The sequence below is a fragment of the Nocardia sp. GP40 genome (assembly GCF_050434125.1).
Classification (GTDB): Bacteria; Actinomycetota; Actinomycetes; order Mycobacteriales; family Mycobacteriaceae; genus Nocardia; species Nocardia albiluteola.
In genome coordinates, this window is sequence record NZ_JBNPVW010000013.1 from 115,558 (window position 1) to 137,241 (window position 21,684).

A 21,684-nucleotide genomic window follows, 5' to 3' on the forward strand; every position below is an offset into this window, starting at 1 on the left:
GCACTCGAATGGATACTGTCCGTCGTCCCGTGCGTGGAAGTCGTCGCCGGCGCTCCGGTAACCCACTATTCGGCCAGATACTCACGGCCGCCGTGGAATCGGCCGCCGAGACGGTGGCCATCCGGTCGAATCCGACCGGAGATTCCGCGCACGCCCGCGAGCTGACCTATCGCGAATTCGACGAGGCGTCCTCCCGGCTGGCCCGCGAGCTGATCGAGCGCGGCATCGGCCCCGGCGACATCGTGGCGATCGGCATCGGGCGGTCGATCGAGTCGGTGCTGGCGGTCTGGGCGATCGCCAAGACCGGTGCGGCCTACGTCCCCGTCGATCCGGCCTATCCGGCCGACCGGATCGCGCACATGATCGCCGATTCGGGCGCGGTGCTGGGCCTGACCACCGTCGCCGATCGCGGGGCGCTGGGCGACGGTGTGCCGTGGCTCGAGCTCGACGAACCGGAGGTCGCCGAGGGCATCGCGGTGCGCGCCTCGCACCCGATCTCGTACACCGACCGGGTGCGCCTGCTCACCGAGCAGCACCCCGCCTACGTCATCTACACCTCCGGCTCCACCGGGCGGCCCAAGGGCGTCGTCGTCACCCACACCGGCCTGGCCACGGTGGTCAACGCGATGCGCGAACACTTCGGCGTGGGCGGCGATTCGCGCGTCATGCACATCTGCTCGCCGAACTTCGACGTGTCGGTGCTCGAGCTGATGCTGGCGTTCTCCTCGGGTGCGACGCTGGTGGTGTCGCCGCCGAAGGTGTTCGGCGGGTTCGAGCTGGCGGATCTGATTGCGCGCGAGCGGGTTACGCACATGCTGATCACCCCCGGCGCGCTGGAATCGGTGGATCCCGCGGGCCTGGACACCCTCGCGGTGGTGGCGGTCATCGGCGATCGTTTCGGTCCGGAGCTGGTCGGCCGGTGGGCGCGCGACGGGCGGGCGTTCTACAACACCTACGGGCCCACCGAGGCCACCATCCTGGATACCGCCAGTGGCGCACTGCAGCCCGGCGAGCCGATCACCATCGGCGCTCCCATCACGGGTATCGGGGCGTTCGTGCTGGACTCGCGGCTGCGGCCGGTGCCGGCCGGTGTGGTCGGCGAGCTGTATCTGTCCGGGCAGGTGCTGGCGCAGGGGTACCTCGGGCGTCCCGGCCTGACGGCCGGCCGTTTCGTGGCCAGCCCGTTCGGCGCCGACGCCGGACAGCCCGGCACCCGTCTGTACCGGACGGGTGATCTGGTGCGCCGCAACGAATCCGACGGTTCCATCGAATTCCTGGGCCGCTCGGACTTCCAGGTGAAGGTGCGCGGATTCCGGATCGAGCTGGGCGAGATCGACAACGCGCTCACCGCCCACCCCGATCTCGACTACGCGGTCACCCTCGGCAAGGTGCTGCCCTCGGGCGTGACCACGCTGGTGTCGTACGTGCTGCCCCGGCCCGCATCCACGGTGGACACCGGCGAACTCGTCGAGTTCATCTCGAAGTCGTTGCCCGCATACATGATTCCGACGACGATCATCGTGCTGGACGAGATTCCGCTCTCGCCCATCGGCAAGCTCGACCGAGCCCGGCTGCCCGAGCCCGAGTTCGCCACCCGCGAGTTCCGGGCGCCGTCCACACCCGCGGAGGAGGTCGTCGCGGAGGTGTTCGCCGCGTTGCTGATTCCGGCGGGCGCAGAGGGACACGGGCGCGTGGGCGCCGACGACGACTTCTTCGAACTGGGCGGCAACTCGCTGCTGGCGGCGCAGGCCGCGGCGCGGATCGGGTCGGCGCTGGATGTGCGCGTGCCGGTACAGCTGCTCTTCGAGGCGGCGACGGTGTCCGCCCTCGCCGAGCGGGTCGAGCGCTACGCGGATTCGGCCGCGGGGCAGCAGTTGCGGGCGATGGAGCGGCCGGATCGGGTGCCGTTGTCGTATGCGCAGCAGCGGATGTGGTTCCTGAACAGGTTCGATCCCGGTAGCGCGGTGAACAACATTCCTGTCGCCGTCCGGTTGTCGGGCCGATTGGATGTCGATGCGTTGCGTGCGGCGGTACGGGATGTGGTGACGCGGCACGAGGTGTTGCGCACGGTGTATCCGGAGGTGGATGGCGAGGGCCGGCAGGTGGTGCTGCCGATGTCGGATGTGCGTGCGGTGCCGGAGCTTTCGGTGGTGGAGTCCGATGAGGCCGGTGTGCTCGAGTTGGTGGCGCGGGTGGTTACGGAGGGGTTCGATGTGACCGCCGAACCACCCGTCCGGCTGCGACTGATTCGGGTCGGGGCCGCCGCTGCCGCGCCGGAACGGTCTGCGGGGATCGGCGGTTCGTCCGGCCGGACAGGTCTGGGCGAGGCGAAGGCCCGGGACGGTTACGGGGGCGGGCTGTCGCTGGTGTGGTCCTCCGGTGCGAACGACGAGCCCGAAACGACGGACGTGGAGGTCGCGACCGGAGAGTTCGTGCTGGTGTGCGTCGTGCATCATATTGCGGGGGACGGCTTTTCGATGGGCCCGCTCACCCGGGACCTGATGACCGCCTATGTGGAGCGCGCGCGGGGCAGCGAGCCGGGATGGGCGCCGCTGGATGTGCAGTATGCGGACTACGCGCTGTGGCAGCGGGAGGTGCTGGGGGCCGAAGAGGATCCGGAGTCGCTGCTCGCGCGGCAGATCGCGTTCTGGCGTAGCGAGTTGGCGGGGCTGCCCGAGCAGCTGGAGCTGCCGATGGATTCTCCGCGCCCGGTCGTCTCGTCCAACGAGGGCGCCGCCTTCGCATTCGGGATTTCCGCCGAGGTGCACGCCGGGCTGAACCGGGTTGCGCAGGAACACAATGCGACGTTGTTCATGGTCGTGCACGCCGCCCTGGCGGTATTGCTGGCGCGGTTGTCCGGTTCGCGGGACATCGCGGTGGGCACCCCGATCGCGGGGCGTGGCGAGGCGGATCTCGACGAGCTGATCGGGATGTTCGTGAACACGCTGGTGTTGCGGTCCCCGGTGGATCCCGGCGTGCCGTTCGGGGAGCTGCTCACCGCGGTGCGGGCCTCCGATATCGCGGCGTTCGGGCATGCCGACGTGCCGTTCGAGCGGCTGGTGGAACTGCTCGAGCCGGTGCGCTCGACGGCACGGCATCCGCTCTTCCAGGTGATGCTGAGCTTCCAGAATTTGGCGCAGCCGCGGTTCGAGCTGCCGGATCTGTCCGTGTCCGTGCCGGAATTCGATACCGCCCTGTCGAAATTCGATCTGCAGCTGACGCTGGGCGAACAGCTCGACGATCAGGGCGAGGCGCAGGGCATGGCGGCGTCGTTCACCTATGCGACCGATCTGTTCGACGAGGCCACGGTGCGGGACTTCGCCGCCCGGTTCGGGCGGGTGCTGGCGGCGGTCGCGGCCGATGCGGCCGTCGTCGTCGGTGATATCGACGTGCTCGCCCCGGGCGAGCAGGAACTGGTTCTGCACGAATGGAATTCGCCCGGAGTGCTGGTGCCGCCGCTGACGGTGCCGGAGCTGATCGCCGAGCAGTGGCGGCGCCACCCCGACGCGGCGGCGATCCGATACTCCGATCTGGTGCTGAGCTTCGATGAGCTGCAGCGCGGGGCGAATCGGGTGGCCCGGGCGCTGATCGAACGGGGAGTGGGGCCGGAAACGCTGGTGGCGGTGGCGATGCCGCGCACCGAGGAGCTGGCGGTTGCCCTGCTCGGTGTGCTGGTCGCCGGCGCGGGATATCTGCCGATCGATACCACCCTCCCGGCGCAGCGGCTCGAGTTCATGCTCACCGATGCGAACCCCGCATGCGTGCTGACGACCTCGCAGGCACGGGAGGCGCTGCCGGACACGGATGTTCCGGTCCTGCTGCTCGAGGATTGCGAGAGCTTCGACGACGCGGCGGTCGAGGACGCCGATCGCGTCTCCCCGCTGCGCCCGCAGAACCTGGCGTATGTGATCTACACGTCCGGGTCCACGGGCGTGCCCAAGGCGGTCGCGGTGCCGCACGCCACCGTGCTCGAGCTGTTCGCGAACACGCAGTCTCTGTTCGATTTCCGTGACACCGACGTGTGGACGCAGTTCCATTCGTACGCGTTCGACTTCTCGGTGTGGGAGTTGTGGTGCGCGCTGGCCAATGGCGGCACCGTGGTGATGGTCGACTACCTGACGTCGCGGTCGCCGGAGTTGTTCCGGGAACTGCTGATTCGCGAGCGGGTGACCGTGCTGAGCCAGACGCCCTCGGCGTTCTATCAGCTCGCCGAGGCCGACCGGACCGCGCAGTCCGCGACCGAGGGCGAAAGCGGTAACGGTGTGGGCGATCTCGCGCTGCGCTATGCCGTGCTCGGTGGCGAGTCGTTGGATCTGCAGCAGCTGCAGCGCTGGTACGACCGGCACGCGCCCGACGCCCCGCAGGTGATGAACGGGTACGGTCCCACCGAAACCACCGTGTTCGCCACGTTCTTCGCGGTCGACGAGCGCTCGGCCGATATTCCGGCCAGTGTGATCGGCCGGGCGCTGCCCGGCCTCGAGGGATATGTGCTGGACGACCGGCTGCACGCCGCACCGGTGGGTGTGGCCGGTGAGATCTACATCGCGGGCAAGCAGCTGACACGGGGCTACCTGGGCCGGCCCGGCCTGGCCGCTACGCGGTTCGTGGCGAATCCGTTCGGGGAGCCCGGTTCTCGGATGTACCGCACCGGTGATCTCGGCCGCTGGGCGGGATTCGAGGGCGAGGCGGCGCTCGAGTACGCCGGGCGTGGCGATCAGCAGGTACAGCTGCGTGGATTCCGGATCGAGCTCGGTGAGATCGAGAGTGCGTTGGGCCGCTGCGAGGGCGTGAGCCAGTCGGTGGTCGTAGTCCATTCGGATGAGCACGCCGGCGATCGGCTCGTGGGTTATGTTGTGCCCGAGGCCGGTTCGGAGCTCGATTCGGCGGAGTTGCGGCGCCGGGTCGCGGATTTCCTTACCGCATACATGGTGCCGGACGTCGTCATGGTGCTCGAGGCGTTGCCGTTGACACCGAACGGCAAGCTGGATCGCCGGGCGCTCCCCGCGCCGGAGTTCGCGGGCTCGGCGGTGGCGTTCCGCGCGCCGGGCACGCCGATCGAGCAGGCGGTCGCCGATGTGTTCGCAGGGTTGCTGGGTGCCGAGCGGGTGGGTCTGGACGACGATTTCTTTGCCCTGGGCGGTAATTCGCTGCTTGCCACGCGGGCGGTGGCCCGGGTCAACGAGGCCCTGGACGCCAACACCGCCGTGCGGGAATTGTTCGAGGCCTCGACCGTAGCGGGGTTGGCGGCGCGGATCGTGCCAGGTGCCGCGGCGGGGACGGCCCGGCCGCGTCTGACGCCGGCGCCGCGGACCGGACTGCTGCCGTTGTCGTTGGCGCAGCAGCGGATGTGGGTGATCAATCAGCTGGATCCGGAGTCGCCGTCGTACAACATTCCGTTGGCGATTCGGTTGACCGGTGAGCTGGATGTGGAGGCGTTGCGGGCGGCGGTGGGCGATGTGTTGGAGCGGCACGAGTCGTTGCGGACGCGGTATCCCGCGGATGGTCTGGGCGGGTTGCCCTATCAGCAGATTCTCTCGGCCGCCGAGGCCCTGCCCGCGGGGCTGACGGTCGAATCCGGCGGCGATCCGATCGCGCGGATCGGTGCGCTGATGTCGACCGGATTCGATGTCAGCCAGGAGGTTCCGGTGCGGGCCCTGCTGCTGGAACAGGACCGCGACTACCTGCTGGCGATGGTGGTGCACCACATCAGCGCCGACGGTGCCTCGCTCGCGCCGCTCGCGCGGGACCTGGTGACCGCCTACGTCGCGCGCACGCAGGGCGGCCAACCAGGGTGGGCGCCACTGGAAATCCAGTACGCGGACTACGCGGTGTGGCAGCGCGAGGTGATCGGCGACGACGGCGACGAGAATTCCGTCGCGGCACGGCAATTGGACTACTGGCGGGATCGGCTCGCGGTATCACCGGCCCGGCTCGCAACCGACCGGCCCCGCCCGGTCGTGCCCTCGCTGCGCGGTGCGTACATCGGGTTCACCGTGGATGCATCGGTCCACGAGCGTCTGACCCGTATTGCGGGCGAACACAATTCGTCGCTGTTCATGGTCGTGCACGCGGCGCTGGCCGCCGTGCTCACCGGGCAGGCGGAGTCCTCCGACATCGTCATCGGGACGCCGATCGCGGGGCGTGGGGAACGCGCCCTCGACGACCTGGTGGGCATGTTCGTCAATACGCTCGCGCTGCGGACCACGGTCGAGGCGTCGGACACTTTCGCAGCGCTGGTCGACAAGGCCCGCGAGAGCGACCTTTCCGCCTTCGCGAACTCCGATATTCCGTTCGAGCGGGTTGCGGAGGCGGTGGCGACGGGGGCGGACCCCTTCGCCGCCCAGCGCCTGCTGCAGGTCGTGCTGTCGTTCCAGAACAACGAGCGGCCCACCCTCGAGCTGCCCGGCCTGACCATCGCCGCGGTGGACACCGACGCCGTCGCGGCGAAGTTCGATCTGCAGGTGAACGTCGAGCCGCACTACGACGCCGACGGTGCACCCGCCGACCTGGTCGCGGTATTCACCTATGCCACGGATCTTTTCGACGAGTCGACGGTCCGGCGGTTGGGTGAACGATTCGAGCGGATACTGACGGCGGTTGCTGTCGATCCCGAGCTGGTTGTCGGGGCGATCGAGCTGCCGACATCCAATGGTGAGGTTGGCGCTGCACTCGACGGCGCTGCGCATGACATTGTCGCGCGGGACGATGTTGCGCTGGATGGTGGCGCACAGGGCGTTGCTGCGCTCGATGGCGCTGAGCAGGGCGTTGCCGCGTGTGTCGCTGGAGCACAGGGTGCTGCGGCAGCCGACGGCACTGAGCAGGGTGTCGCTGCACACGACGGCACTGAGCAAGGTGCCGGCGCACACGACGGCATTGCGCAGGGTCCTGACGCGAACGATCGCGCTCCGCAGGGAGCTGGCCCGGACGCTGACGTAGTGCCGGGTGCTGGCGGCGATGACGGTGCCGCGCACGATGCCGCTGCATCGGGCGCTTCGGCCCACGGCGCACTCACTCATGAGCGAGTCGCCGAAAGCGCCCCCGCCGCAACCGAATCGGCGGCGGCAACTGTCTCCGCGACCAAGTCCACCGGTACCGCACTGGCGCAAGTCCTCGCGGGGATCGTGGAGGAGGATCCCGACAGTCCCGCACTGGTGTCCGGCGGCGACGAGGTGTCGTATCGCGAGCTGGATGCCCGGTCCTCGCGGCTGGCGCGGGTACTGATCGGGCGGGGCTGCGGGCCCGGCGTGGGTGTGGCGGTGCGGCTGGACCGCGGGATCGATGCCACCGTCGCCGCCTGGGCGGTGCTCAAGGCAGGTGCCGCGGTGATCCCGGTGGGAGCGGATATGGTGCTGCCCACCGCATCCGGGGCGGACACCGTGCCCGGGATCGAGGTCGGGCTCGCGGCGCTCGCGCCGGTGCCGGCGGAACACCTGGACGGCATCGACTGGGTGGTGCTCAGCGATCCGGCCGTCATGTCCGAGATCGCCGCCGAGTCGGCCCGGCCGGTGACCTACGCCAATCGGATCGGCGCCCTGCGCGGCACGGATCCGGCCTTCGTCGCCGAGCACCGGGTCCTCGGATATGACGAGCTGGCCGCGGCCGTGGACGGATTGCGGTCGGGTACGGAGCTGACCTTCGAATCGCGGACGTTCCATCAGGGTCCGCCCGGAGCGCTCGCGGCGCTGCTGGAGATCCTGGCGGCCGGTGCGGCGGGCGCCTCGATGGTGCTGCCCGCCGAGGGCACCGCGGCGGCGCTGGCCGAGGAATGGGTGACCCACCTGTTCACCGATCACGACGGGCTGGCGCGGCTGGATCCGGAACCGCTGGAGGATCTGCAGGCACTGGTTCTGGATAGGGGCCCGGAACCGGTCTCTGGTTTTGGTGCGGCCGAAACGTTTATGGTGCTGGACGAGTTGGTGGGCTGAAATCAGGCCCACCGGGTGACCATCCGGTCTTTGTACCGGACAATGGTCTGATTCCGCGGGCGGTTACCCTCCGGCCGCGGGATCTCCGCACGGCGGTGGCATCCGCGACCGCCGTGCTCGATTGATCGTGGGTGGCGCTCTAACCGGCGCATGAGCAACAAACAGGCAGGGTGAGCAACGTGCTTCGGGTGGTTGGACGGCGCAACGTGACTCGGCGAGTGATTATCCGATGACGCGTTCGTCCCGCACTCGCCCGTCGCGCGGTCGCCGGGCGCGCGTCACCACCCTGCCGCAGCTGCTGTCCACTGCGGTCGAGGCCGATCCCGACGCGATCGCCGTCGTCCTCGCCGACGCCGAGACCACGCTCGCCGAGCTGACCTACGCCGAGCTCGACGAGCGGTCGACCCGGGTGGCACGCCTGCTGATCGGGCGCGGCATCGGGCCGGAGGATCTGGTGGCGGTGGTCGTGCCGCGGTCGCTGGAGGCCGTGATCGCGGTCTGGGCGGTGGCCAAGTGCGGCGCGGGATTCGTCCCCGTGGACCCGGACGCCCCGGCGCAGCGCATCGCGCGGATCGTCGTCGACTCGGGTGCGGTGCTGGGCCTGACCGTCGCGGCCGCCCGCCCCGGGTTGCCCGCGGCGGCGAACTGGCTGGCCATCGATACCGCTGAATTCGCGATGGAGCTGGAGGAATTCGCCGCCGACCCGGTCACCTACGCCGACCGGCTGCGCCCCTTGCGGGCCGAACATCCCGCCTACGCCGTCTACACCGCCGAGGATGCCGTGCCCGGCATTGTGGTCACGCAGGCCGGGCTGTCGGGACTGTGCGACGAGCAGCGGATCCGCTATCACGTCGACGGGGATGCCCGGACGCTGGCGTTCGCGGCGCCCGCGGATCACGCATTCGTGCTGGAGCTGCTACTGGCCATCGGGGGAACGGCCGCGATGGTGGTGGCCGCGCCGACGGTGCACGAGGGTGCCGAGCTGGCCGCGCTGCTGCTGCGCGAGGACGTGACGCACGCGTACCTGGCGCATGGTGTGCTCGAATCGGTGGATCCGGCGGGACTGGACGAGCTGCGGGTGGTGATCTGCGGCGGACTGTCGGCGCCGGAGCTGGCGCGGCGCTGGGTCGGACCGGTCAGCCCGGGGCCGTTCGGCGCGGCCGACCGGCAGGTTCTGCACGGATATGGTGCGGCCGAGACCACCGTCATGACCCATGTCGGCCCGCTCGGCGAGCCGACGGTCGGCACCCCGGTGCGCGGCGTCGCCGAATATGTTCTGGACGAGCGGCTTTCGCCCGTGGCAGAGGGCGATGTGGGCGAGTTGTACATCGCCGGTGCACAACTGGCCCGCGGCTACCGGCGACGTCCGGTGCGCACGGCGCTGCGTTTCGTGGCGAATCCCTTCGCGGCGCCCGGGGGACTGCCCGGGGAGAACGATATGCGGCTGTTCCGAACCGGCGATCTGGTCCGGCGAACGGCCGAGGGGACGCTTGAATACGTAGGTCCCGCAGGTGTCGTCGATGAGGCGCGCGACGCCACCGCAAAGGCAGAGGCCCCGGACGACGGCCCGAGTTGGCTGTTCGGAAGGCACGATACGGTCGATGAGATCGGCGTGCGTGCGGTGGATGCGGGCAAGGCCGAGTTGGGGGACACCGCGGGGGTAGCGGTCGCCGCTATGAGCGAGGCGCCGCGTGCAGACGAGGCGGGCGCGCATACCGATGCAGGTGGCCGTTCGGTGGCATCCGAGCGTGCGGGGGCCGGGGCGGCGCCGGACGTACGCGAGGTGAGTGCCGAGGGCGGCGCTGGGCTGGACGCGCTCGAGGGCGCTGACGCTGCGCACCGAATCCCGTTGGGACCTATGACGCGTCCGTCTACAACTGTGGAGTTCGAGGACACAGTCCTTCCCTCGGTGCCGCTATCGCTTGCGCAGCAGTCGATGTGGGAGATCAACCGGGGCGATCCGGAGTCGCTGGCCCACAATGTGTGCTTTGCCGTGCGGATCGGCGGGCACGTGCGGGTGGAGGCGTTGCAGGTCGCGGTCGTCGACGTCATCGAGCGGCACCAGATGCTGCGGACGGTGTATCCGGCGGTGGGCGACACCGGATCTCAGGCCGTGCTGCCGCTGGATCACGTGCTGGCGGATCTGACGCCCGCGGAGCTCACCGAGTCCGAGATCGAGGGCTGGCTGGCCGACTATGCGCGGATCGCCTTCGATGTGACGGTCGAGGTTCCGGTGCAGATCGGGATCGCGGCGGTTGCGCCCGACGACCATGTGGTAGCGGTCGTGGCCCATCGCATCGCCGCCGACGAGGCCAGCATCACGCCGTTCCTGCGCGATCTGGCCGTCGCGCTGCTCGCCCGGCGCAACCGGGCCACGCCACGCTGGGCGCCGCTGCCCCTGCACTACGCGGACTTCGCGCTCTGGCAGCGCACGGTCCTCGGAGACGAAACGGATCCCGAGTCGGCCGCCGCGCGCGAGATCGAATACTGGCGAACGACTATGGCGGGAGTCGCGGAGCTGCGGCTGCCGGTCGACCGGCAGCGGCCGCAGATACCGCGGTCCGGGCGGGGTGCGGAGTATTCGTTCACCGTGGCGGCCGGGGTCCATGCCGGGCTCGAGGAACTCGTTACTGGCACGGGCGCAACGCTTTTCAACGCTGTCCATGCGGGATTCGCGGCATTGCTGGCGCGGCTGTCCGGGAATGGCGACATCGTCGTCGGGTCGAGGGTTGCGGGCCGGGGCGTTCGCGAACTCGACGGGACCATAGGACTTTTCGAGAACACGGTGGCGCTGCGCACCCGGGTCGATGCGGCCGCCTCGTTCGCCGATCTACTCGCCGAGGTGCGGCGCGGCGATCTCGAGGCGTTCGCGCATGCGGAATTGCCCTTCGCGCGGGTGGCGCGGGCGCTGCCGGTGGGCGAGGTCGCGCCGTGGCCGCGCGCGGCGCTGGTCGTGCGCGCGGCGGATCAGCCGCAGCTGGCGCTGCCGGGCCTGTCCGCGACGGGCGTGGAAGTCGCGGGCACGGACAGGCCGTGCGAGCTGCGGCTGGCCGTGGCCCCCCGCCGCGACGGCGATGCGCCGGGCGGGCTGTCGGCGACGTTCACCTACGACACCGAGCTGTTCGACGAGATCACCATGGCCGGATTCGCCGAGCGCCTGGTGCACCTGCTGACGGCCGGCGTCGCCGATCCGCGACGGCCGATCGGCGACATCGATCTGCTGCAGCCCGACGAGCGGGCTCGAATCCTCACCGCCTGGAACAACACTCGGTATTCGGTCGAGCCGGGACTGCTGCTCGATGGTTATCGGCAGGCGGTGCAGGAGGTTCCGGATGCGGTCGCGGTCTCCTGCGGCGATGCGAAGCTGACTTACGCGCAGTTCGATAGTCGGGTCAATCAGCTGGCGCGCCTGCTCATCTCGCGCGGAGTCGGTCCGGAAACCGCGGTGGCACTGGCGATCCGCCCGTCCACGGAGCTGCTGGTCGGGATGTACGCGATCCTGACCGCCGGCGGTGCGTTCGTGCCGGTGGATCCGGACGATCCGATCGAGCGAATCGCGCACATCCTGGACGCGGCGCGGCCGGTGTGCGTGGTCACCACCGTCGCGGATACTGTTCCCGCGTCGGTCGATACGCAGGTCCTGCGGCTGGACACGATGGATCTGGGCAGATTCGATCCGAGTCCGGTGCGACCCGACGAGCTGACCGGCTCGCTGTTGCCCGGCCATCCGGCCTACGTCATGTTCGCCGAGGACGGCCGCGGCGCGGTGGTCTCGCATGCTGCGATCGATCACCAGCTCGAATGGATGCTGGCGGCCTATCCGCTGGACAGCACGGACGTATACCTGCACCGGTCCGCCGCGACCCGCGCCCGCTCGCCGTGGGGATACTTCCTGCCGCTGCGGGTGGGCGCAACGCTGCGCCTGGCCCCGCCGGAGGGGCGCCTCGATCCGCTGTACCTTGCGGAAACGATTGCCGCGCAGGGAGTTACGGTAACCGATTTCGCTCCCTCGGAACTGGCACTGTTCGCCGGGCGCACCGCGCCGGGTATCTGCCCGACGCTACGGGAGATATTCGTGATCGGCGAGGCGCTGACCGGACAGACCGTTGCTGCGCTGCAGCGGATCTGCGATGCGCGGGTGCATCACCTGTACGGGCCCGCGGGGGTCGCGGTGTCGGTGATGTACTGGCCCGCCGATGGTGCGGATCGCTCGAATGTGCCGATCGGCCTGCCGCAGTGGAACACCCAGGTCTACGTGCTGGACGACCGGTTGCGCCCGGTTCCCGTCGGCGTGCCCGGCGAGCTGTATCTCGGCGGCGCGCAACTGGCCCGCGGATTTGCCGGACGGCCCCCCGCGACCGCGGATCGCTTCGTGGCCAACCCCTTTGCGGACGGCGATGCCGCGGGCTCCCGCCTGTATCGCACCGGTGATCTCGTGGTGTGGCGGGAGGGCGCCGGTGAGCTGCCCGCGCGCCTGGAATACCTGGGCCGCACCGATCCCACCGCCGAGGACGAATCCGCGCCTGAGCCGGTTGAGGAGTCGCCAACGGCCGAGTTCACGATGGAGTCCCAGGCGCGTGCGGCGGGCATGGAGTCGGCGGAACGGGCACTCGATTCCGCTGCGGGATCCGAGGCGCAGGCGGATGCCGCGTCGCCGGGCGAGTCGCGATCGCGTGAGTCCTTCGAGAAGTCGCAGGCGCCCACGGAGGCTGCGCTGGAGCGGACACCGGATTGGATCGCGGATTCCCGCATCGAGGCGGATGCGATGCCTTCCCAGGATTTGCTCGAGTCGTTCGAGGAGTCGCAAGCCAACGAGGACGGAACGCCGTCCTGGGCGAAGCGGCCGGACGAGTCCGTAGCGGAGTTCGGTGCTGAGGCTGCGCCGTCGTGGGCACTTCGGTCGCGTGAGTTCACGGAGGAATCGGACTCTCGGGTCGGTGTTGTGCCGTCGTGGGAGTCGGGTTCGGAGTCCGTTGCGGAACCGGAGTCTCCGTCCCAGGCCGTGCCGCCGTGGGCGATGCGGTCCGACGAGGAGTCGCAGTCGGGGGCGGTGCCGTCGTGGGCACTTCGGCCGGGTGAGCCGGAGTCTCGGACGACAGCAGTGCCGTCGTGGGACAGGTCGTCGTACGGGCCCCTGGAGGATCTGGACTCGCCGGCGGAAGCTGCGCCGCAGCAGGAGTCGGCGTCGTCCGGGCCCACTGAGGAACCGTCGATGCCATCGCGGCGGGAGTCGGTGACGTCGTCCGAGCCTCTTGCGGAGCCGCAGGCGCGGTCGGAGGCCGGTTTGTCGTGGCGGGCGCGGACGCTCGGGTCCGGCGCGAAGTCCGAGGCGTCGTGGGCGAAGACCGCGTGGCGGGCGGATCCGGCACGGGAGTCGAACGTCCGGGGGCGCGAGCTGCTCTCGCCGGCGCAGGAACGGATGTGGACGCTCAATCGGGCTGATCAGGTTGTCGGAACGCGTGTTCCAGCCGCTTTCCATCTGCCGTTCGTGCTGCGGCTGACCGGCAGCCTGGACGTCGAGTCGCTGAGTGCGGCCCTGGACGATGTGATCAACCGGCACGATGTGCTGCGCACCGTGTACCCGGCCGTCTGGGAGGGCGGGGCGGGCGTCTCGCGTCCGGGGCGCACGGTGATGTCCGCTCAAGCGCGGCCCGAGAACCCGGCGGCACAACGGATTACGGCGAACGAGGTGTTGGCCGCGGTCTGGGAGCTGGCCGCCGCGCCGTTCGATGTGACCACCGAGGCACCGCTGCGGGTCCGGTTGTTCGAGATATCCGATCTGGCGCCGGGCTCCCGCCGCGAATACGTGCTGGCCGTGGTGGTCCACCACATTGCGGCCGACACCACGTCGCTGGAGCCGCTGATCTCCGACCTGATGGCCGCGTATGCTGCGCGAACCGCCGGTCATGCACCGCGGTGGGAGCCGCTGCCCGCGCAGTATGCGGATTACCTCCTGCGGCACGAGGAGTTGCTCGGTGCGGAGTGGGATCACGAATCCGTTGCCGCCCAGCAGATCTCCTACTGGCGTCGGCAGCTCTCCGGCTTGCCCGCGGAACTTCCGCTGCCCGTGGACCGCATGCGTCCGGACGTGGCCACGCTGGCCGGCGCGCGGACCGGTCTGTACATCGAGGCCGCCGTCCACGCCGCCCTGCTGACCCTCGCGGACCGTTCCGGCGCAACGTTGTTCACCGTCGTCCATGCCGCCCTGGCGACCCTGCTGGGGCGCCTGACCGGGAGTGACGACATTCCGCTCGGTACCCCGGTCTCCGGCCGCGGCGAGGGCGAATTCGACGACCTGATAGGGACGTTCGTCAATACGGTCGTGCTGCGGGCGCGCCTGAACGCGGCGGAACCGTTCACCGACCTGCTGATCCGTCAGCGGGAGACGGAGGCGGAGGCCCTCGCGCACTCCGACATTCCCTTCGCCAGGCTGGTGCGGGTGCTCGACGCCGAGAGATCCACCGCGCACCACCCGCTGTTCCAGGTCGGCGTGTCGGTGCGCAGCCGCCCCCGCCTAGCGGTGGAGCTGCCCGGGCTGACCGTCGATGACGTCGACACCGACCTCGAGGTCTCCCACTTCGACCTGAACCTGGCCCTGACCGAGACGCACGACCCCGACGGCATTCCGACCGGCATCGACGGCGAACTCACCTACGCCACCGATCTTTTCGCCGGCAGCACCGCCGAGGCCATCGCCATCGATCTGGTCGAGCTGCTGACCGCGATCGCCGATAACCCGGCGATCTCGGTCGGCGGCAACGATGTGGGCGGCAACGATATCGACGCCCAGTACGAGGAAGCGCAGTACACCGAACACGATTCGAACTCCGATGCCCCATGGTGGTCGGTGGAGTCGGGGCAGGAGTCCCGCGAGTGGAGCGATGCGCCGGTGGACTCGACCGCCGGCGTGGATGAATACGCTGGTGGACAGGCGTATTCGGCCGACCCTCAACTCGATGCGGCGCCGTCGTCCGGGTCGTGGGAGGACGGCCACGCGTCCGGTGAATCGGCGGCGGCGGCATTCGAGGCCGGACACTCGGATCGCGCCGAGTACGAGGTGGATTCGGGCGAGTCCTCCGAACCCTCTGAGCCCGAAACGGCGTGGCGCTCTGCCGACGCGAGCCCGGACGGTCCCACGCTCGCCTCGCTCCTGGACCATGTCGCCTCGGCCGAACCCGATGCGGTCGCGATCGTCGCCGAGCTGCCGCAGGACGAGGGCGGCACGGCGGAATTCACGCTCGGTGACCTCGACGCGCGGGCCAATCGCCTGGCGCGGTACCTGATTTCGCTCGGTGTCGGGCCCGACTCGCTGGTTGTGCTGGCCCTGCCCCGGTCCGTGGATCTGGGTGTGGCCGTGTACGCGGTGGCGAAGGCCGGTGGCGCGGCCGTGCCGATCGATCCGGACGGGTCCGTGGAACGCGGCCACGAAATTCTTGCCGCCGCCGAACCGGTCTGCGTGCTGACCGACTCGGATCACCCCTTCGCGGAGCTGGATCGCGCCGGGTCGGGCGCCGATGCGCCGACCCGGCTGCTGGTCCCCATCGGCCGCCGGCCCGTGCACACGTCGCAGGGACAGCCGACTGTTATCCGGGTCGACGAGCTGAATCTCGAGGGTGTGCCGACCCATCGGCTCACCGACGACGACCGGATCGCTCCGTTGCACGCGCAGCATCCGGCCTGGTTGGTCTTCCCGTCGGGTACCGAGCGGGTCGTCGTCTCGCATGCGGGGGCCCTGGGCCAATTGCATGGCGATACTGCCGAATTCGGGCTCGACGGCGCGCAGGCGGCGTTGCTGCGGTCCGCCTCGGCCTTCGATGTCTCGGTGTGGGACTTCTGGACCGCGGTGGCGGGCGAGCAGATGGAGCTCGCCGCGGAGGCCGCCCGGCCCCGGACCCTGCCCGACCTCATGGCCGCCGCGGTGGCGGCCAATGCGAACAGTCCGGCCGTGGTGGCCCGGGGGCGCAGCTTCAGCTACGCCCAGCTCGATGTCGCGTCCTCGAAGCTCGCGCGGCGGTTGATCGAGCTCGGCGCCGGTCCGCAAGTGCCGGTGGCCGTGGCGATTCCGCGCTCGCTCGAGGCATTGGTAACGGTGTGGTCGGTCGCCAAAACCGGCGCGGCGGTCGTGCCCGTCGAACCGTTCCTGCCGCACGAGCGCATCGCCGATCTGGTCGCCGATTCCGGTGCGGCCCTCGGTGTCACGGTGCGCGGAGTATCCGCCGGACTGCCGCGGATCGGGCACGAATGGGTCGTGCTCGACGACCCGAATTTCGCGGCGCAGGTCGATTCGCGCTCCGGCGCGCCGATTACCGACGCCGAACGCGTCACCGCCCTGCATCCGGACGACGGTGCCTACGTGCTCTACGGTGCCGGCGATGCCGACCACCAGCAGGGCGCGGTCGTTGCGCACGGCGACCTGGCCCGGCTGTCCGGGCAGGCCGAACACTATCGGCTGCACCATGATTCGCGGATCCTGGCACTGGCCGCGCCGTCCTCGGACGAGGCGGTGCTGGAGCTGCTGCTGGCACTCGGCGCGGCCGCCGCGCTGGTCGTCGTGCCCGCGGCCGTCGACGGCGGCCCGGAGTTGGCGCGCCTGATCGGCGCCGAGCGGGTGACCCACGCGTTCCTGCCCGGTTCGGTCATGCGCTCGATGGACCCGTCGGCCCTTGCCGGCCTCGAGGTCATCGTCACCGACACGACCGAGACCGACGACTCCCACGATGCCGAGGAGCCCGCGGAATCCGCCGCGCCGGTCGAGCCTTCGTACCCCGTCGAGGCCGCCGCCGCTGTGGTGCCCGAACCGGTGCCGGCCCGCGCGCAGACCCCGGCCGAGCGCATCATCGCCGAGGCCCGGGAGCAGGCGAGCGCCGCCGGATTGGATATCGCCGCCGCCCCCTCGGCCGTCTGGCAGCTCACCCAATCCGAGGACCTCCGCGACCACGTCTCCCTCCCGGTTACAGGCGATCGTGAGGCGTACGAGTCCAAGTCCGCCGACCGCGTATCAGCCCCGCCGGAATCCGACGGCAATGCTTCCTCCTCCGCCGGGCTCGACGGCGGTGCGTCGCGGACAGATCCGGCCGAGTTCGCGGATTCACCGACCCGCGAATCAATCCGGACGAATTCGGTCGATGTCCTGTCGTCCGGGGTGCGCGATCGTGGTGTACCCCAGGTAGATCCGGCTGAGCCGGCGCAATCGCACTCCGGCACCGGTGGCGAGATCTCATCGCCGGCAGATCCCATCGAGGCCGCCGAGCTCGTCAGCGGCACGGGGGATTCCGACGACGCCACGGTCCGTCCGACCCCGCCCCGGGCAGGCGAGGAACCGGATAACGCCGGGCGACTTCCGCGCTACGGCAGCGAGCACTCGGATCGCGCCGATGCACGACCCGCGGGCGTACTTCCGTTGTCGCCGCGCGCGATTCGAGTACTGGACATAGACCCGTCCGGCCGCGAGATCCGCGCCCTTTCCCTGGACGTCCCCGAGGACTGCCCCGCCGAGGGCGTCCTGACGGCGGCGCAGGGCCTGCTGGATCGGCATCCGCTGCTGTCCGCGCGCCTCGCGGTCGCCACCGGGTCCGGCCCGAATGCGTTGCGCACCTGGGCGCCCGCCTTCGCGCGGGGTACCCGGGACGCGCGCCTGGTGCTGGACGATGCCGCGCCGCGGGCATCGGTGCGGCAGTTCGTCCGTGCGGAGGGCGTCGCGGGTGTGGCCCTGCGCGCGCTGACGGCGGAGCTGGATCCCGCGCACGGTCGCAACATTCGCTTCGGGCTCATCGCCGATCCGGAAACCGATGTGGCGCAGGGGAGCGTGGCGACGGTGGTGATCGTCGCCAACGGCCTGGTGGTGGACGACTCCTCGTGGCGGATCATCATCGACGAGCTGTGTGCCGCCTGGTCCGGCCGCGGCGCGCCCTTCGGTACCCCGAGCACACCCGACGGTGTCGCCCGCGGGCTGGCCGAGCGCGCGACCGACGCGTCGGCAACGGGTGAGATGTTCTGGTGGCGGCGCACGCTCGCCGGGCTGCCCGCCGAGACACCGCTGGACGGGGCGGATCTGATCACCCGCGGCCGGGTCTCGCTGACCCTGACCACAGAGGGCGCCGCCGCGGTGGACGCGGTCGCCGCGGCCTATCACGCGGAGGTCCAGGACGTGCTGCTGGCGGCGCTGGCGCTGGTGCCGCGCTCCCGCGGCACCGATGCCCTCGGCGCGGTGGTGCAGCTGCCCGCCGACGGGCGATCGATAGGTGGACCCGAATCCGTCAGGGTCGTCGGCGGATTCACCGCCGCGTACCCGCTGCCGCTGAACGTGGACGACATCGATATCGATGACGCCCTGGCCGGTGGCCCCGCTGCGGGCACGATCATCTCGCGGGTGAAGGAGCAGCGCCGCGCGGTGCCCGCGGGCGGCATCGGATACGGACCGCTGCGCTATCTCAATCCGGCCACCGCCGACGAGCTCGCCGCACTGCCGCACGGCCGCACGGCATTCCGGTATCGCGATCTACGGCCGGCCCGTGCCTACCCCGATACGCCGCCGGCCGATCTGTTCCTCGACATCACCGTCGACGCCACCGAGGACGGGCTGCGGGCCCGCTTCGACTACGCCTCGACGGTTTTGGAGGCCGATGAGGTGAAGGAGCTGGCCGGGCACTGGGTCCGGGCACTCGGCGGCCTCGCCGAGCACGGGACCCGCCCGGACGCGGGCGGTTTCACGCCGTCGGACTTCCCGCTCGTGCCGCTGGCCCAGTCCGATATCGATCGACTGCTGCTGGCCCAGCCCGAGCTCGCGGATGTCTGGCCGATCACCCCGCCGCAGACCGATCTGATCGCACCACCGTCGGATTCGCCCACCCCGCAGGATGATTCGTCATCGGACGGTAATTCCGCGGCGGTCCTGCAGCTGCCGCAGCGGCGCGCGGGTCAGCGTGAATCCGACTCGGTGACGCCCCTCCCGCAGCTGCCGCAGCGCCGGGGAGGCAATCGAACCCCGCCGTCGGATTCGGTGAAGCCCCGTGCCGAGCTGCCCAGGCGGCGGCCGGAGTCGTTAGTGGCACAGGAGGATTCGGCCGGCGATCTCCGCATGCGGATCGGCGAATCGTCCGCCACCCAGTTTGCGGTCGACCTGAACGGTCCGCTCGACGACCGCCGGATGCGATTGGCGGCCCAGGCCGTGCTGGACCGGCACGACGGCCTGCGTGTGGTGTTCGCCACGGCCGAGGGCGATCCGGTTCAGCTGGTGCTGGAATCGGTCGACGTAGCCTGGCGCACGCTCGATTTCACCGACATGGGCGAGGCCGGCGCCCGGACCGAGGTGGTCCGGTACGAGGCCGCGGATCGGCTGGCGCCCTTCGATCCCGAGCGCGCGCCACTGCTGCGCTTCGCCCTGCTCCGGTCGGCGCGCGAGGTCCATCGGATGCTCGTTACCGCTCACCCGCTCCTGCTCGACGACCGGTCCCTGCGCCTGGTCATGCGGGATCTGCTGACGGCCTATGCGCGCGGTCCACGCTCGCGCCAGCTCCCGGCGGTGTATCCGTACCGCGCGTATCCGGCCTGGCTGGCGGTGCGCGACCTGCATGCCGCGCGCACGGCCTGGTACGCGGCGCTGTCCGGCTACGACGAGCCGGTGATGCTCGCGCGCTCGGCTCCGGAGCGCGAGATCTCCTCGGCGACCGCGCGTGTCGATCTCGATCTGGGTGCCGGCGATATCGCCCGACTGTCCGAATTGGCCGCGCGCCCGGGCATCTCGGTGCGCACGGTGGTGCAGGCGGCGTGGGGCCTGCTGATCGGCCGCACCGCCGACCGCGACGACGTGGTGTTCGGCCTGGCCGTGCCCGGACGGCCCGCGGCGGTCCCGGATTCGGACGCCATGGTGGGCCGCTTCGGCGGTGTCGTCCCGGCGCGGGTGCGCCCGGAGGCCGGTGAGACTGTCACGGAGTTGCTGCGGCGGTTGGGATCCGAGCAGGACCAGCTGCTCGGGCAGCGCTGCCCGGCGCTGCGCGAGATTCGCGAATCACTGGGCATGGAACAGTTTTTCGATTCCGTGGTGGTATTCGAGGACGCGGCCGATCGGGTGGAGCTGACCGGGATACTCGACGGCATCGCCGTCGCGGAGGTGGACGGCGAGGCGGATGCGATATCCGCGTTCGGCTATCCGATCACCGTCGCCGTGGCGTTGAACGGAGCGGTGCACATCTCGCTGCGGTACCGGTGCGGCGCGATCAGTGAGCCGGTGGCGAATTATCTGGCATACGGACTTTCGGCACTGATCCGGCAGATCGCCGAGGCGCCGCAGGCCCGCGTGGCGGACCTCGATACGCGGATAGATGCCACGCCCGCCGATGTCCCCGCGGCCCGGTGAGCCGGATCCGCACCCCCTCTACATGGGCATTCCGGGGTGAAACTGATTCGGACGCCGGGGATCCGGCATGATGAGGCGCCAAGAGGACAAGTGATTGCCCTTGGTGCGCCGGGCGCAAAGCCCGTATGGTCGCAGGCGAACACTCGACCGGCCCGCGGGGGCGCCGGGGTGTCCGGCCCTGCCCCGGACTGCTGAACCGATACAAACCGATAGTGAAGGTGTGAATTGTGATTCGTCGACACTTCCGGCGCGGTGTCAGAACCGCTGCCGTCCTAGCGGCCGCCACGGGGCTCCTCGCAGGTGTCGTGGCGGGAGTCGGCGCGACGACGGCCGCGGCGGCCGATCCGATCATCACGGGCAAGGCCCTGCTGGCGGATCCGACCGCGCCCGACGGTTCGAAAATAACCAAGGCCACCTACACCGACAACCGCAACATCCGCCTCTACGTGCACTCCGCCGCGATGGACGAGACCTATCCGGTGGATGTGCAGCGCCCGGCCGACGCCTCGGTCCCGCGCCCGACGCTGTACCTGCTCAACGGCGCCGGCGGCGGTGAGGACGACGCGAGTTGGGTCAAGAAGACCGACATCGTCGACGGCTTCCTGGCGCCCAAGAACGTCAACGTGGTCCAGCCCATCGGCGGCAAGTGGAGTTACTACACCGACTGGATCAAGGACGATCCGAACCTGGGCCGCAACAAGTGGAAGACCTTCTTCACCGAGGAACTGCCCCCGCTGATCAACGCCGCGCTGGGCACCAACGGTGTCAACGCGATCGCGGGTCTGTCCACCTCCGGCACCAGTGTGCTGAACCTGGCGATCGCCAAGCCGGGCCTGTACAAGTCCGTGGCCGCATACTCCGGCTGCGCGCAGACCGCCGACCCGGTCGGCCGTGAGTTCGTGAAGCTCACCGTCAACACCTGGGGCGGCGGCAATGTCGTGAACATGTACGGTCCGGACGGCGCCCCGGCGTGGGCCGCGAACGACCCGTATGTGCACGCCGACAAGCTGCGCGGCATGAACCTGTACATCTCCTCCGGCAACGGGCTGCCCGGCCAGTACGACACCATGAACAACAAGTACGCGCTGCCCGGCGCCTACGGCCTGGCCAATCAGCTGCTGATCGGTGGCGTCATCGAGGCCGGGGTCAACTACTGCACCCACAACATGCAGCAGAAGCTGGCGTCGCTGGGGATCCCGGCGACCTTCAACTTCCGTAACTCGGGCACCCACTCGTGGGGCTACTGGAACGACGACTTCCTGAGTTCGTGGCCCGTGCTGTCCCGGGGGCTGGGCATCAAGTAGGTTCCGCCCACCCATCTCCACCACCCCGGCCGCGTGACGCAGTCGGGGTGGTCACTTTTTTAGGCAGCTCTACCGAAAAAGTTCGGTTGCCCGTAAAATC

General features: G+C 70.0%; 3 protein-coding genes. All 3 read left to right on the forward strand.

Annotated elements, in window-relative coordinates:
- The first annotated feature begins 8 nt into the window (after window positions 1–8).
- The 3 genes from ABH933_RS33005 (at window position 9) to ABH933_RS33015 (ending at window position 21,584) form a co-directional block, all read left to right on the forward strand.
- Window positions 9–7,925 (forward strand): amino acid adenylation domain-containing protein, encoded by a 7,917-nt coding sequence (locus ABH933_RS33005; protein ID WP_429421612.1) that lies wholly within the window; start codon window positions 9–11, stop codon window positions 7,923–7,925.
- A gap of 229 nt (window positions 7,926–8,154) precedes the next feature.
- Window positions 8,155–20,280: a condensation domain-containing protein gene (locus ABH933_RS33010; RefSeq protein WP_429421614.1), complete on the forward strand. Its 12,126-nt coding sequence runs from the start codon at window positions 8,155–8,157 to the stop codon at window positions 20,278–20,280.
- 305 nt (window positions 20,281–20,585) lie between these two features.
- Window positions 20,586–21,584: an alpha/beta hydrolase gene (locus tag ABH933_RS33015; protein WP_215923441.1), complete on the forward strand. Its 999-nt coding sequence runs from the start codon at window positions 20,586–20,588 to the stop codon at window positions 21,582–21,584.
- Window positions 21,585–21,684 lie beyond the last annotated feature (100 nt).